At 64.2% G+C, this 14,717-nt stretch carries 10 protein-coding genes; 5 read left to right on the top strand and 5 right to left on the bottom strand.

The window, feature by feature from the left end:
* Positions 1–213: 213 nt before the first annotated feature.
* Positions 214–3,603 carry a S41 family peptidase gene (locus FHS03_RS27295; protein WP_183444052.1) on the top strand — a complete coding sequence of 1,130 codons (3,390 nt, stop codon included), beginning with the start codon at positions 214–216 and terminating at the stop codon, positions 3,601–3,603.
* A gap of 7 nt (positions 3,604–3,610) precedes the next feature.
* Here the strand turns inward: FHS03_RS27295 and FHS03_RS27290 are convergent, their stop codons facing one another.
* The 5 genes from FHS03_RS27290 to prpR all read right to left on the bottom strand — a co-directional run bounded on the left by FHS03_RS27290 (position 3,611) and on the right by prpR (position 8,533).
* Entirely contained in the window at positions 3,611–4,333 is a 723-nt protein-coding gene (locus tag FHS03_RS27290; RefSeq protein WP_183444055.1) for a LytR/AlgR family response regulator transcription factor, read from the bottom strand.
* A complete protein-coding gene (locus tag FHS03_RS27285; RefSeq protein ID WP_183444051.1) occupies positions 4,333–5,385 on the bottom strand; it encodes a sensor histidine kinase in 1,053 nt (350 codons plus the stop codon). The genes FHS03_RS27290 and FHS03_RS27285 overlap by 1 nt, the downstream gene beginning before the upstream one ends.
* Positions 5,382–6,254, bottom strand: coding sequence for an alpha/beta fold hydrolase (locus FHS03_RS27280; protein ID WP_183444050.1), 873 nt, complete (start codon positions 6,252–6,254; stop codon positions 5,382–5,384). Before FHS03_RS27280 ends, FHS03_RS27285 begins: the two co-directional genes overlap by 4 nt.
* Before the next feature lie 93 nt (positions 6,255–6,347).
* Complete coding sequence (locus FHS03_RS27275; protein ID WP_221208276.1) at positions 6,348–6,833, bottom strand: DUF6328 family protein; 486 nt, start codon at positions 6,831–6,833, stop codon at positions 6,348–6,350.
* Between the two features lie 71 nt (positions 6,834–6,904).
* Positions 6,905–8,533, bottom strand: coding sequence for a propionate catabolism operon regulatory protein PrpR (gene prpR, locus FHS03_RS27270; protein WP_183444049.1), 1,629 nt, complete (start codon positions 8,531–8,533; stop codon positions 6,905–6,907).
* A gap of 179 nt (positions 8,534–8,712) precedes the next feature.
* Here prpR and prpB point away from each other — a divergent pair, with 179 nt between their 5' ends.
* Genes prpB through prpF form a run of 4 tightly spaced genes read left to right on the top strand, consistent with a single transcriptional unit; the run spans position 8,713 to position 14,561 of the window.
* Entirely contained in the window at positions 8,713–9,600 is an 888-nt protein-coding gene (prpB, locus tag FHS03_RS27265; protein ID WP_183444048.1) for a methylisocitrate lyase, read from the top strand.
* A 20-nt stretch (positions 9,601–9,620) separates the two neighbouring features.
* On the top strand, positions 9,621–10,772 hold the full coding sequence (gene prpC / locus FHS03_RS27260) for a bifunctional 2-methylcitrate synthase/citrate synthase (RefSeq protein WP_183444047.1): 1,152 nt from the start codon (positions 9,621–9,623) through the stop codon (positions 10,770–10,772).
* 1 nt (position 10,773) lies between these two features.
* Complete coding sequence (gene acnD / locus FHS03_RS27255; protein ID WP_183444046.1) at positions 10,774–13,368, top strand: Fe/S-dependent 2-methylisocitrate dehydratase AcnD; 2,595 nt, start codon at positions 10,774–10,776, stop codon at positions 13,366–13,368.
* A 2-nt stretch (positions 13,369–13,370) separates the two neighbouring features.
* A complete protein-coding gene (gene prpF / locus FHS03_RS27250; protein ID WP_183444045.1) occupies positions 13,371–14,561 on the top strand; it encodes a 2-methylaconitate cis-trans isomerase PrpF in 1,191 nt (396 codons plus the stop codon).
* The last annotated feature ends 156 nt before the right edge of the window (positions 14,562–14,717 follow it).

Here is a 14,717-nt window from a genome sequence, read left to right as displayed (position 1 = left end):
TGCTCGTCACCATGAACGCCATGCTGCGCAATCACACTATGTGGTCAGCAACTGACATGCCTTAATCAAGACAGTTGCTGACCCCAATCGGACACAAGCTCAACTGTATTAAGGTGATCGGTGTGTTGTAAAGCGGCAGCAGTTTTGTTTTTGGGGAACGAATATGTGACAGAATCAGGGTCCGATTTAACCAATGAAAGAGTTAATCTGACCATGAGTGTTTCTCGTCTTTTTACCGGCCTGATGATGACGGCTGGCTTGGCCGCGGCCGGTGCCGCGTTGGCGGCTGATGCGTATTTGCGCTTTCCTGCGATTCGCGGCGATGCCGTGGTATTTACGGCGGAAGGGGATCTGTGGAAGGCCAGCGCGCGCGGCGGCCAGGCGCAGCGTCTGACCACGCACGCGGGCGCCGAAACCAATGCCGCCATCTCGCACGACGGTAAGTCGGTGGCCTTCATCGCCGCCTACGAGGGTGGGCAGGATGCGTATGTGATGCCGATCGACGGCGGCCTGCCGAAGCGCATTTCCTTCGAGAGCGCTTCGGTCACGGTGCTGGGCTGGTCGGCCCAGGGCGAGGTGTTGTTGAGCACATTGAATTCGACCGGGCCGAATGCGCACCGCGTCATCGCGGCCGTCCATCCAGGCAGCCTGGTGCGCCGTGTCTTCCCGGTGGCCGATGCCAACGATGCGGTGCTGGACGAGGCGGGCAAGACCTTGTTCTTCACGCGTTTCGGCCTTGGCATGACGGGCGACAATGCGAAGAACTATCGCGGCGGCGCGCATGCCCAGTTGTGGCGCTTCGACCTGGCGGGGCAGAAGGAGGCGGAAGCGCTGTTTGCCGGCGATCAGGGCAACAACCAGCGTCCGATGTGGTGGCAGGATCGTCTCTACTTCATCAGCGATCGTGGCGGCTCGCATAATCTATGGACCACGCGCGCCGATGGCAGCGATGCGCGCCAACTGACCCGGCACAAGGAATGGGACGTGCGCGCCGCCGCGCTGGGCGACGGCAAGATCGTCTATCAGCTGGGCGCCGATCTGCATGTGCTGGACCTGGCGCAGAGCAGCGACCAGCAGTTGAAGATCAGTCTCGTCTCCGATTTCGATCAGCAGCGCACGCGCCAAATCCGCTCGCCGCTGGATAATCTGAGCAATGTGCAGCTGTCCTCGAAGGACGAGCGCATCGTCCTGACCGCGCGTGGGCGCGTCAGCATCGCCGGCACCGGCAGCCAGCGCCGTGTGGAGATCGCGATTCCCGAGGGCGCGCGCGCCCGCGATGCGGTCTTCAGCCACGACGATAAATGGGTGTACGCGATTGTCGACACCACTGGAGAAAACGAGATCTGGAAATTCGCCGCCGACGGCTCCGGCCACGGCGAGCAGTTGACCAAGGATGGCAACAACCACCGCTGGGCCTTGTACCCTTCGCCCGACGGCAAATGGCTGGCGCATACCGATAAGCTGGGCCGCTTCTGGCTGCTGAACCTCGCCAGCAAGGCCAATGTGGTGATCGACGATGCCGGCAAATCCGGCGTGGACCAGCACGACGGCGTGGTCTGGGCGTCCGACAGCCGCAACCTTGCCACCGTGCGCGCCGGCAGCGACGAGCAGCGCGACCAGATCGGCTTGTACAATCTGGAGGCGCAGCGCCTGGTCTTCGTCACCAGCGACCGTTTCAACTCCGATTCGCCCGTGTTTTCGCCCGACGGCAAATGGCTTTACTTCCTCTCGGCGCGTAATTTCCAGTTGGCCAATGGCGCCCCCTGGGGCGACCGCAATATGGGACCGGTGTTCGACAAGCGCACCGGCATCTTCGCCCTGGCTCTGCAGCCGGGCAACCGCTTCCCCTTCAAACCGGACGATGAGCTGAGCAAGGCCGCCGCCAAGCCGGCCGAAAGCCCGGAGGAAAAGGCGGCAGAGAAAGCCGTGGAAAAAGCGGCGGAGAAGGCGGCCGAGAAAGCGCCTGCGAAAGCGGCGAAGCCCGGCCAGCCGCCCATCGTCTATGAAGGCCTGGCGCAGCGCTTGTTCGAAGTGCCGCTGGCGGCGGGCAATTACCGCAAGCTGGCGGTGGACGATAAGCGCCTCTACTTCATCGAACGCGAAAGCGATGGCAAGAGCGCGCTGAAAACCCTGAGCATCGGCCGTAATGGCCCGCAGCCGGAAGTGTTCGCGCCGAATGTGCGCGATTACGATCTGTCCAGCGATATGAAACGGATCTACTACCGCACCCAGGCCGCGAATGGTCCTGGCGATATGCTGATCGTGGACGCGGGCGCGAAGCAACCCAACGATGTGAGCAAGGCCAAGGTGAAGGTGGATGACTGGGCGCTGATCTCCAATCCGCGCCTGGAGTGGAAGCAGATGTTCGGCGATGCCTGGCGCATGCACCGCGATTTCCTGTACGACGCGAAGATGCGCGGCGTGGACTGGAATGCCGTGCGCGCCAAATACTCGCCGCTGGTCGAGCGCGTAACCGACCGCGCGGAGCTGAATGACTTGCTGGGCATGATGGTGTCCGAAGTCGGCGCGCTGCATTCGCAAGTGCGTCCCGGCGACATTCGCCGGCCTGCGCCGGAAGGCGCGCCGGCCGGCCTTGGCGCGGTGCTGTCGCGCGTGGCGGATGGCTATCGTGTCGATCATATTTATCGTGCCGAGCCTGAACTGCCATCCGAACTGGGACCGCTGGCCCAGCCTGACGTGAACGTGGTGGAAGGCGACATCATCACTTCCGTCAACGGCAAGTCGGTGCTGGAGGTGCGCGATATCGCCGACCTGCTGCTGAACCAGGCCGAGCGTCAGGTGCTGCTGCAAGTGAAGCCGGTGAAAGGCCCGGCGCGTTCCGTGATCGTCACGCCGGTGCCGCTGATGAAGCAGGCCGCGCTGCGCTACAGCGACTGGGAGCAGGGCAGGGCGCGCCAGGTGGAGGCGGCGTCGAAAGGCCGTATCGGCTATCTGCATCTGCGTGCCATGGGGCCGCGCGACATCGCTTCCTTTGCCCGCGATTTCTACGCCAACATCAACCGCGATGGCCTGATCATCGACGTGCGCCGCAACCAGGGCGGCAATATCGACAGCTGGATCATCGAGAAGTTGCTGCGCAAGGCCTGGGCCTTCTGGTCTTCGCCGGTGAGCAAGCCGTCGACCAATATGCAGAGCACTTTCCGCGGCCATCTGGTGGTGCTGGTCGATGAACTGACCTACTCCGACGGTGAGACCTTTGCTGCCGGCGTGAAAGCGCTCAAGCTTGGTCCGCTGGTTGGCAAGCGTACCGCTGGCGCGGGCGTTTGGCTCAGCGACCGCAACGGCCTGGCCGACAACGGCATGGTGCGCGCGGCCGAGAACGGCCAGTTCGGCATGGATGGGCAATGGTTGATCGAGGGCGTGGGCGTGGCGCCGGACGTGGAGGTGGAAAATCCGCCGCACGCCACCTTCAAAGGCCAGGACCGCCAGCTCGAAGTGGCGATCGACCTGCTGCAGAAGAAGTTGAAGGAGCAGCCGGTGCCGCCATTGCGTCCGCAGCAGATTCCGGCGCTGAATGCCGGCCAGCCTGCGGCCATTGTTGCGCCAGCCGCCGTGGCGCCTGTCTCCGGCAACTGGCGCTAGGCCGGCCTTAAAGCTCGCGCTGCTCGCGCAGCAGCGCGGCGCGGCGGCGCGATACCTCCACGTTCACGCCGTCGTGCAGCAGCAGATTCATGCCGCCGCCGTCGGCGCTGCGCGTTTCCCGCACATGGTCGAGATTGACGATGTGGCGGCGGCTGGCGCGGAAGAAGCTGCCGCCGTCGAGCTTTTCTTCGAGCTGGTTGAGGGAGCGCAGCATCAGCGGCTTGTTCTCTTCGAAGTAGACGCGCGTGTAATTGCCCTCCGATTCGAACAGGCGGATTTGCCGCACGTCGACCAGCCAGCAGCGCTCCCCATCCTTGATGAAGATTTTGCGCGGCGCGCCCTCGGCCTTCGCCGTACGCAGGCTGGCCTTGGCCGGGTGGCCGAGCCGCGCGGCCGCACGCTCCAATGCCGCCGCCAGCCGCGCCGCCTGGATCGGCTTTTGCAAGTAATCGAGCGCATTGACCTCGAAGGCCCGCAGCGCGTATTGGTCGAAGGCCGTGGTAAAGATCACTTCGGGCATCACGTCCAGCGCCTCCAGCATATCGAAGCCGCTGCCGCCCGGCATCTGCACGTCGAGCAGCACAAGGTCGGGCTGCAAGGCGGCGATCTGCTGGATCGCCTCGGCCGCGTTGGCGGCTTCGCCCACGATCTCGACCTGTTCGTGCGGTGCCAGCAGGCGGCGCAATTCGGCGCGCGCCAGACGTTCGTCGTCCACCAGCAGCACGCGCATCATGCGGCCACCGGCAATTGCATGGTGGCGCGCACCCAGCCTTCGCTCTCGCTCAGATCCAGGCTGGCTTCCTTGCCCATGGCCAGCATCAGGCGCTTGCGCGCATTCGCCAGGCCGACGTGGGTGGAATTGGAGAAGGGACGGATCGCGCCGGCATTCGCCACTTCGATCACGCTGATTCCGTCGCCATGCCGCGCCCGGATGCGGATCTCGCTGCCGCTGGCGCTCATTTCAACGCCATACTTCACCGCATTCTCGACCAGGGTCTGCACCGACATTGGCGGCACCGCCACATTTTCCATTCCATCCTCCACATCGATCCTTACCCGCAACCTGTCTTCAAAACGAATCTTTTCGATGGCCAGATAGGCTTGCACTGCCTCCAGTTCCTGCGCCAGCTTCACGGTATCGGCTTGATCCGATTGCAGGGTGTAGCGCATCAGCGCCGCCAACTGGTCGATCATCAGGGCCGCCGCATCGCGGTTCTCGTAAATCAGGGCGCGCACGCTGTTCAGGCTATTGAAGAAGAAATGCGGATTGACCTGGGCTTGCAGGGCGCGCAGTTCCGCGTCCTTGGCCAGCAGTTCAAGACGCAGGGTTTCCGCTTCAAAGCGGTTGGCGCGGCGCATGGACAGCGCCATCGAGTAGCAGATATTCCAGCCCAGGAAAGTGCTGCCCCACACGATCAGGGTGATGGGCAGCCAGCTTAGATCGCTGACCCTTTGCAGCAGGACGTGAATGACCAGCGCCACGCTGACGGTTTGCAGCGGCCCCAGGACCAGGAAGGAGTAGAGGGCCAGCTTCCAGTTCATGCCCTTTGCCACCCAGCCGCGCCGCTTGGTGAAGACGCGCCACAGATGGCTGATGATGATGCCGCTGATGGCCATCCACAGGCAGACCAGCTGCGTGCCAGACATCAGTTTGGCGTAGAGCACTAGATTGGCCAGGCCGACCAGCAGCCAGCCGCCCAGCTGGCAGATCCAGTACCAGTTCAGGCGCGCCAGCAAGGGCGGCTGCGGCGCGCTTGCGGGCTGGGCGGCGCTGCTGCTCATTTGAGGAATTGCTCCATGCGGGTATACATCCATTCAGGATCGTCGTACATGACGAAGTGGCGGGCCGTATCGGCCAGCTCGATTTGTGCGCCGCCCAGTTTCGCATATTGCGCCTTGAATGTCTCTGCAATCGCGGCGCGCGGCGCATAGTCCTTGTAGGCGATCCAGGTGCCCAGCACCAGCGTGGGCGCCTTGATGCGTGCCAGATCGCCGCGCAGATCGCTGGACATCAGCTGGTACATGGCGCTCGCCACGGTCTTGCGGTCGGATTGCTGGCCCCAGCCGATAATGCGTTCGGCATCGGCCGGCGCCGTCACCATCGCGCCGACGGTGCGCTTTTGCGAGAGGGCGCGCGTGGCCTCATCCTGCGCCAGCATGCCGTCGCGCATGCGCGCCGCCTGGCTTTGCAACTGCTCCAAGGTGATGTCCGGCATTTGCGTCGCGCCCAGGGCGGGCAGGGAATCGACGATGACCAGGCGGCCCACCTTGTCCGGATGGTCGCTGGCCAGCTTCAGCGCCACAAAGCCGCCCAGGCTATGGCCCACGATCACCGGTTTTTCCAGCTTGTTGGCGCTGATATAGGCCGCCAACTCCTCCTCGACGGCGGGCAGTAGCGCTTGCTCGATGGCGGGTTGGCCTGCGAAGCCGGCCAGGGTCAGTACATGGCATTGGCGCGCGCCGCAAAAGCGCTTGACCGTGCCTTGCCACACCTCGCCGGAAGAAGCCAGGCCGGGAATCAGGATTAAGGGCAGACCTTGGCCCGTCACTTCGACCTTGAAGGCCTTGGCGGCAAGGGCCGGGGCGGCGCTCAAAATCATGGCCGATGCGGCCAGCAGAACTTTGACGGTGTGGGTGATTGGACGTTTCATGGTGTTTCCTTCTTGTGAAACGTACTTTATCGGCCGTATGCAGCGGCGGCGAGCGCCGTCGTGATGAGCGGCGCGTATCGAGGATGAGTGGCGTCAATCGCCTATTTCGGGGTGGCGGCTGCGGCGCGCGTGCAAAGGATAGGCAAACCACAGGGTGATCAGCAATAAGAAGGTGCCGATGCCGCCGCTGGCGCTGAGGGACAGATCGTCCGTCACCGCGTGCAGCACCACAAAGACATCCAGTGCTAGTGCCCCGGCTAGCGGCGCCAGCGCATAGCAGATGGCGCGCGCCGAAACCTTGATGCCGCGCCGGGAAATGAGCTGCGGTTCGGCCAGGCGGTGGTAGGCGGCGGGCATCATGATCAGGGAAATGGCGATCACCACCAGGGCCAGGGCTGCCACATGGCAGTCCTGGGCGTACATGGGCAGGTCGTTGAAGCGTTCGTTGAAGACAGCGATGGTCTGAAAGCCGAACAGCGCCTGGATACCAGGCAGCACCATGCGCGCTTCCTCGACGATGCGCGCCATCTGTTCTTTCAGCGTTTCCTTTTCGCAGTCCTGATCGGCTTGTGCGCTCATGCGGTCCTCCAGCGGCTGATCCCAGGCCGATTGTAGACTTGGCCGTAAGGATGGGGCGCGCGGAAGAGGGTTCAGGCGAGATCCGCGTCTTCCTCGCGCAAGCGGCGCCACAGGGTGGTGCGGCTGATACCGAGGTAAGCCGCCGCCGCGTCGCGCCGTCCGCCGAAGCGGGCCAACACTTCGCTGACGCTTTCCCGGCCATTGCCGCCGGGCGCTGCGGCTGCGATCGCGGGGGCAGTTGCGAAGCCGGCCAGTTCCGGCGCCACGCCCAGCACGAAACCCGGCGTCAGCGCCTGCAGCGGTTCAGCGGCCAGGAAGAGGGCCAGGCGTTCGGTCAGGTTGCGCAGCTCGCGCACATTGCCGGGCCAGTTGTAGCGTGCCAGCAGCGGTGTGCAGGCCGCCACCTCGGCGTGCAGATTGGGATGGGGGCGCGCGCCCAGCGCTGCCAGCGCATTCTTCAGCGACCATTCGGCCAGCGGCACGATGTCGGCGCCGCGTTCGCGCAGCGGCGGCAGCGCCATGCGCAACACGGCCAGCCGATAGAACAGGTCGGCGCGGAAGCGGCCTTCGCGCACCCGTTGTTCCAGATCGCAGTGAGTGGCGCTGATGATGCGCACATTGACGGCGATAGGCCGCGTACCGCCCACGCGCACCACCTCGCGCTCTTCCAGCACGCGCAGCAGGCGGGTTTGCAGGGTAAGCGGCATTTCGCCGATCTCGTCGAGGAAGAGGGTGCCGCGGTTGGCCGCTTCGAATAGGCCGGCGTGGCCGCCGCGCCGCGCGCCGGTGAAGGCGCCTTCCTCGTGGCCGAACAATTCCGATTCCAGCAGCGATTCGGCGATCGCGCCGCAGTTCACCGCCACGAAGGGACGGTTCACGCCCAGCACGCGCGGGCTTTCGCGGTGGATGGCTTGCGCCACGAGCTCCTTGCCGCTGCCGGTTTCGCCCTGGATCAGCACCGTGGCCGGCGATTTTGCGTATAGCACCACGGCCTGGCGCACCTTTTCCATCGCCGCCGATTCGCCGCGCAGATCGTTCAGGCCATGCTTGGCGCGCAGCGTATCAGCCACCACGGTGCGCCGTCCCCGGTTCGATTCCAGCTGCGCCAGGCGCGCCATCTCCAGCGCATCGTCGAAAGCCTGGCGGATCGAGGCGGCCGAGTAGACAAACACGCCGGTCAATCCGGCCTCCTCGGCCAGGTCGGTGATCAGGCCCGCGCCGACGATAGCCTTGATGCCGGCGGCCTTCAGATCATTGATCTGGGCGCGCGCATCCTCTTCGGTGGCATAGGTGCGCTGGGCGATCTGCACGCCGAAGGTGGCGGCGAATTCGGCCAGTTCCGGCATCTGGTCCTGGTAGGTGATGACGCCAATGCGCTCCGAGACGCGGCGCGCCCTGGCCAGCGCCTGCATCATGTCGAAGCCGGATGCCTTGGCGATTACCACCGGCACCGAGAGCCGGCCTTTCAGGTACGCCGCGTTCGAGCCCGCCGCGATCACCGCGTCGCAGCGCTCCGTCGCCATGCGTTCGCGGATATGGCGCGCCGCCTCGTCGAAGCCCAGGTTGATCGGCTCGATGGTGGCGAGGGCATCGTATTCCAGCGTGATGTCGCGGAACAGTTCGGACAGGCGCGAAACGGAAACCGTCCAGATGACCGGCTTGTCGTTGCTGTCCAGGGGCAGGGGAGTGGAATGGCGCATGTTTCAATTATAGTTCAAGGATGTTTCAATGTTTCAGCTTGAAATGCGCGCAGAGGGCGATCGTGTTGCGTTGCCACTCACAAGTCGCTGATTTTTATGCATTTTTATCTGCAAGGCAAAGCTGGCATGGCTTTTGCGTTAAAGCAGGCCATACCAACGTTCCATTGAGAAAGGTCTTCATGAGCCAATACTCCGCAGGCGCCGCCTTCCGCAAGGCCGTGCAGGAAGAATCCCCGCTGCAAGTGGTGGGCGCGATCAACGCCAACCACGCCCTGCTCGCCAAGCGCGCCGGCTTCCGCGCCATCTATCTGTCCGGCGGCGGCGTCGCCGCCGGCTCGCTCGGCCTGCCCGACCTGGGCATCTCCAATCTGGACGACGTGCTGACCGATGTGCGCCGCATTACCGACGTGTGCGACCTGCCGCTGCTGGTCGACGTCGATACTGGCTTCGGCGCTTCCGCCTTCAACGTGGCGCGCACCGTCAAGTCCATGATCAAGTTCGGCGCCGCCGCCATGCACATCGAAGACCAGGTCGGCGCCAAGCGCTGCGGCCACCGTCCCGGCAAGGAAATCGTGAGCAAGACTGAAATGGTGGACCGCATCAAGGCCGCCGTCGATGCCCGCACCGATGAAAACTTCGTCATCATGGCGCGGACCGACGCGCTGGCCGTGGAAGGCCTGGACGCGGCCATCGAGCGCGCCATCGCCTGCGTGGAAGCCGGCGCCGACATGATCTTCCCGGAAGCGATGACCGAACTGGCCATGTACAAGCAATTCGCCAACGCGGTGAAAGTGCCGGTGCTGGCGAATATCACCGAATTCGGCTCCACCCCGCTGTTCACGGTGGACGAACTGAAATCGGCCGACGTCGGCCTGGTGCTGTATCCCTTGTCGGCCTTCCGTGCCATGAACAAGGCGGCCGAGAATGTGTACGGCGCCATCCGCCGCGACGGTTCGCAAAAGGCCGTGCTGGACACCATGCAGACCCGCGCCGAACTGTATGAACGCATCAACTATCACGATTTTGAGCAAAAGCTGGATGCGCTGTTCGCGGCGCAGAAAAAGTAATCGCATAGAGGAGAGTAGAGATGACCGAGCAAGCAGCAACCTTCAAACCTAAAAAATCCGTCGCCCTGTCCGGCGTTGCGGCCGGCAATACCGCCCTGTGCTCCGTCGGCAAGACCGGCAATGACCTGCACTACCGCGGCTATGACATTCTGGACGTGGCCGACAGCTGCGAATTCGAGGAAATCGCCTATCTGCTGGTGCATGGCAAGCTGCCCACCACTGCCGAACTGAAGGGCTACAAGGCCAAGCTGAAATCCCTGCGCGGCCTGCCGCAGGCCGTGAAGGCGGCGCTGGAAGCGCTGCCGGCCGGCGCCCATCCGATGGACGTGATGCGTACCGGCGTCTCGGTGCTGGGCTGCGCCCTGCCGGAAAAGGACGACCACAATATCGCCGGCGCGCGCGACATCGCCGACCGCCTGATGGCTTCCTTCGGCTCCATGCTGCTGTACTGGTATCACTTCAGCCATAACGGCAAGCGCATCGAAGTGGAAACCGACGACGACTCCATCGGCGGCCACTTCCTGCACCTGCTGCATGGCGAGAAGCCTTCCGAATCCTGGGTCAAGGCCATGCACACCTCGCTGATCCTGTACGCGGAGCACGAATTCAACGCCTCGACCTTCACCAGCCGCGTGATCGCCGGCACCGGTTCCGACATCCACTCCGCCATCACCGGCGCGATCGGCGCGCTGCGCGGCCCGAAACACGGCGGCGCCAACGAAGTGGCGCTGGACATCCAGAAGCGCTACGAGAACGCCGACGAGGCGGAAGCCGATATCCGCAACCGCGTCGCCAACAAGGAAGTGGTGATCGGCTTCGGCCACCCGGTCTACACCATCTCCGACCCGCGCAACAAGGTCATCAAGGAAGTGGCGCGCAAGCTGTCGCAGGAAGCCGGTTCGCTGAAGATGTTCGACATCGCCGAGCGCCTGGAAAGCGTGATGTGGGAAATCAAGAAGATGTTCCCCAACCTGGACTGGTTCTCCGCCGTGTCCTACCACATGATGGGCGTGCCGACCGCCATGTTCACCCCACTGTTCGTGATCAGCCGCACTTCGGGCTGGGCCGCGCACGTGATCGAACAGCGCATCGACAACAAGATCATCCGTCCGAGCGCCAACTACGTTGGCCCCGAAGACCTGCAATTCGTACCTATCAAGGACCGCAAGTAATATGAACGCCGCATTCCGCAAACAGCTGCCCGGCACCAAGCTGGATTACTTCGACGCGCGCGCCGCCGTCGACGCCATCCAGCCCGGCTCCTACGCCAAGCTGCCCTATACCTCGCGCGTACTGGCCGAGAACCTGGTGCGCCGCTGCGAACCCGCGACGCTGAACGCCTCGCTGTCGCAACTGATCGAGCGCAAGCGCGATCTGGATTTCCCCTGGTTCCCGGCGCGCGTGGTCTGCCACGACATCCTGGGCCAGACCGCCCTGGTCGATCTGGCCGGCCTGCGCGACGCCATCGCCGAGCAGGGGGGCGACCCGGCCATGGTCAATCCGGTGGTGCCGACCCAGCTGGTGGTCGACCATTCGCTGGCCGTGGAATGCGGCGGTTTCGATCCCGATGCCTTTGCAAAAAACCGCGCCATCGAGGACCGCCGTAATGAAGACCGCTTCGACTTCATCAACTGGACCAAGCTGGCCTTCAAGAACGTGGACGTGATCCCACCCGGGAACGGCATCCTGCACCAGATCAATCTGGAGCGCATGTCGCCGGTGATCCAGGTCAGCGATGGCGTGGCTTACCCCGACACCCTGGTCGGCACCGATTCGCACACGCCGATGGTCGATGCGCTGGGCGTGATCGCCATCGGCGTCGGCGGCCTGGAAGCGGAAAGCGTGATGCTGGGCCGCGCCTCCTGGATGCGCCTGCCCGACATCATCGGCGTCGAGCTGACCGGCAAGCCGCAGCCCGGCATCACCGCCACCGACACCGTGCTGGCGCTGACCGAATTCCTGCGCAAGGAAAAAGTCGTGTCCTCCTACCTGGAGTTCTACGGCGAAGGCGCCGCCGCCCTGACCCTGGGCGACCGCGCCACCATCTCGAATATGGCGCCCGAATTCGGCGCCACCGCCGCGATGTTCTACATCGACGAGCAGACCATCAAATACCTGAAGCTGACCGGCCGCGATGATGAACTGGTCGCGCTGGTGGAGGGCTATGCGAAAGAAACCGGCCTGTGGGCCGATGGCCTGAAAGCGGCCGAATACGAGCGCGTGCTGAAATTCGACCTGTCCAGCGTGGTGCGCAATATCGCCGGCCCGTCCAATCCGCACAAGCGCGTGCCGACCTCGGAGCTGGCCGCGCGCGGCATCAGCGGTAAGGTGGAGAACGAGCCGGGCCTGATGCCGGACGGCGCCGTCATCATCGCCGCCATCACCAGCTGCACCAACACCAACAACCCGCGCAATATGATTGCCGCCGGCCTGCTGGCGCGCAACGCCAACCAGCGCGGCCTGCTGCGCAAGCCCTGGGTGAAAAGTTCGCTGGCGCCCGGTTCCAAGGCTGTCACCCTGTACCTGGAAGAAGCGGGCCTGCTGCCCGATCTGGAAAAGCTGGGCTTCGGCGTGGTGGCCTATGCCTGCACCTCCTGCAACGGCATGTCCGGCGCGCTCGATCCGGTGATCCAGAAGGAAGTGGTGGAGCGCGACCTGTACGCCACCGCCGTCCTTTCCGGCAACCGCAACTTCGACGGCCGCATCCACCCTTACGCCAAGCAGGCCTTCCTCGCTTCGCCGCCGCTGGTGGTGGCTTACGCGATTGCCGGCACCATCCGCTTCGATATCGAGAAGGATGTGCTGGGCACCGACGCCAACGGCCAGCCGGTCACGTTGAAGGACATCTGGCCGAGCGACGCGGAGATCGACGCCATCGTCGCCTCCAGCGTCAAGCCCGACCACTTCCGCAAAGTGTATATCCCGATGTTCGCGCCACGGCAGGACACGGGCGAGCAAGTCAGCCCGCTGTACGACTGGCGCGCGCCGAGCACCTATATCCGCCGTCCGCCTTACTGGGAAGGCGCGCTGGCCGGCGAACGCACGCTGAAAGGCATGCTGCCGCTGGCGGTCCTGGGCGACAACATCACCACCGACCACCTGTCGCCGTCGAACGCCATCATGCTCGATAGCGCGGCCGGCGAATACCTGGCGAAAATGGGCCTGCCGGAAGAGGACTTCAATTCCTACGCCACACACCGCGGCGACCACCTGACGGCGCAGCGCGCCACCTTCGCCAATCCGACGCTGAAGAACGAGATGGTGCTGGAAGACGGCAAGGTGAAAGCCGGTTCCCTGGCGCGCGTCGAGCCCGAGGGCAAGGTGATGCGCATGTGGGAAGCGATCGAGACCTATATGGAGCGCAAGCAGCCGCTGATCGTGATCGCCGGTGCCGACTATGGCCAAGGTTCTTCGCGCGACTGGGCCGCCAAGGGCGTGCGCCTGGCCGGCGTGGAAGCCATCGTGGCCGAAGGCTTCGAGCGCATCCACCGCACCAATCTGGTGGGCATGGGCGTGCTGCCGCTGGAATTCAAGCCGGGCGTGAACCGCCTGACCTTGAATCTGGACGGCACGGAAAGCTATGACGTGATCGGCGAGCGCACCCCGCGCGCCGATCTGACCCTGGTGATCCACCGCCGCAATGGCGAGCGCGTCGAGGTGCCTGTCACCTGCCGCCTCGACACGGCGGAAGAGGTGTCGATCTATGAGGCGGGCGGCGTGCTGCAGCGCTTCGCCCAGGACTTCCTTGAATCGGCAAAGGCGGCGTAAGCATGGCTTATCAAGCGCAAATCAAAATCCCCGCCACCTATATGCGTGGCGGCACCAGCAAGGGCGTGTTCTTCCGCCTGCAGGATCTGCCGGCGGCGGCCCAGCAGCCCGGCGCGGCGCGCGATGCGCTGCTGCTGCGCGTGATCGGCAGCCCCGATCCTTACGGCAAACAGATTGACGGCATGGGCGGCGCGACCTCCAGCACCAGCAAGGCGGTCATCCTGTCCAAGTCGGAACGGCCGGAGCATGATGTCGACTATCTGTTCGGCCAGGTTTCCATCGACAAGCCTTTCGTCGACTGGAGCGGCAACTGCGGCAACCTGTCGGCGGCGGTCGGCTCCTTCGCCATCGCTTCCGGCCTGGTGGACGCGGAGCGCGTGCCGCACAATGGCGTCGCCACGGTGCGCATCTGGCAAGCCAATATCGGCAAGACCATCGTTGCCCACGTGCCGATCACCGACGGCGCGGTGCAGGAAACCGGCGGCTTCGAACTCGATGGCGTGACTTTTCCAGCCGCCGAAGTGCAGCTCGAATTCCTCGATCCGGCGGCCGAGGAAGAGGGCGGCGGCGGCGCCATGTTCCCGACCGGGAATCTGATCGATGACCTGGAAGTGCCGGGCCTCGGCGTTCTGCGCGCCACCATGATCAATGCAGGCATTCCCACCATTTTCGTGAACGCCGACGCCATCGGCTATCAGGGCACGGAATTGCAGGAAATGATCAACGGCGATCCCAAGGCCCTGGCCATGTTCGAATCCATCCGCGCCCACGGCGCGGTGCGTATGGGCCTGATCAAGCACGTGGACGAAGCGGCCACCCGCCAGCACACGCCGAAAGTCGCTTTCGTGGCCCGTCCCGCCAGCTATGCCGCCTCCAGCGGCAAGCAGGTGGCGGCAGGGGATATCGACCTGCTGGTGCGTGCCCTCTCCATGGGCAAGCTGCACCACGCCATGATGGGCACGGCCGCTGTCGCCATCGGCACGGCGGCCGCCATTCCCGGCACCCTGGTCAATCTGGCGGCCGGCGGCGGCGAGCGTGAGGCGGTGCGTTTCGGCCATCCCTCCGGCACCTTGCGTGTGGGCGCGCAAGCGGTCCAGGCGAATGGCGAGTGGAGCGTGACCAAGGCCATCATGAGCCGCAGCGCGCGCGTGCTGATGGAAGGCTGGGTGCGCGTTCCCGGTGATGCGTTTTAAGTAATAGCGGTAAGCGGACGGAGAAGTGTTTTTTGCAAGTCCTGTGATTTGATTTATATCGTTTTTGGGGCGGCGCGCCTGGGCTTCTGTATCAGAGGAACAGGCGCGCCGCCCCTTTTGTTGTAAGCTAGCCCGGCAAGTCCGGGCATTCTTTTA

Source organism: Pseudoduganella violacea, from assembly GCF_014191875.1.
Taxonomy (GTDB): Bacteria; Pseudomonadota; Gammaproteobacteria; order Burkholderiales; family Burkholderiaceae_D; genus Rugamonas; species Rugamonas violacea_A.
This window is presented reverse-complemented; position numbering and strand designations above follow the sequence as displayed.

What these genes read in the sequence shown, in the direction of transcription:
- FHS03_RS27295 (WP_183444052.1), top strand. Translation starts at nt 214, where the DNA reads ATGAGTGTTTCTCGTCTTTTTACCGGCCTGATGATGACGGCTGGCTTG.
- FHS03_RS27290 (WP_183444055.1), bottom strand. Translation starts at nt 4,333, where the DNA reads ATGCGCGTGCTGCTGGTGGACGACGAACGTCTGGCGCGCGCCGAATTG.
- FHS03_RS27285 (WP_183444051.1), bottom strand. Translation starts at nt 5,385, where the DNA reads ATGAGCAGCAGCGCCGCCCAGCCCGCAAGCGCGCCGCAGCCGCCCTTG.
- FHS03_RS27280 (WP_183444050.1), bottom strand. Translation starts at nt 6,254, where the DNA reads ATGAAACGTCCAATCACCCACACCGTCAAAGTTCTGCTGGCCGCATCG.
- FHS03_RS27275 (WP_221208276.1), bottom strand. Translation starts at nt 6,833, where the DNA reads ATGAGCGCACAAGCCGATCAGGACTGCGAAAAGGAAACGCTGAAAGAA.
- prpR (WP_183444049.1), bottom strand. Translation starts at nt 8,533, where the DNA reads ATGCGCCATTCCACTCCCCTGCCCCTGGACAGCAACGACAAGCCGGTC.
- prpB (WP_183444048.1), top strand. Translation starts at nt 8,713, where the DNA reads ATGAGCCAATACTCCGCAGGCGCCGCCTTCCGCAAGGCCGTGCAGGAA.
- prpC (WP_183444047.1), top strand. Translation starts at nt 9,621, where the DNA reads ATGACCGAGCAAGCAGCAACCTTCAAACCTAAAAAATCCGTCGCCCTG.
- acnD (WP_183444046.1), top strand. Translation starts at nt 10,774, where the DNA reads ATGAACGCCGCATTCCGCAAACAGCTGCCCGGCACCAAGCTGGATTAC.
- prpF (WP_183444045.1), top strand. Translation starts at nt 13,371, where the DNA reads ATGGCTTATCAAGCGCAAATCAAAATCCCCGCCACCTATATGCGTGGC.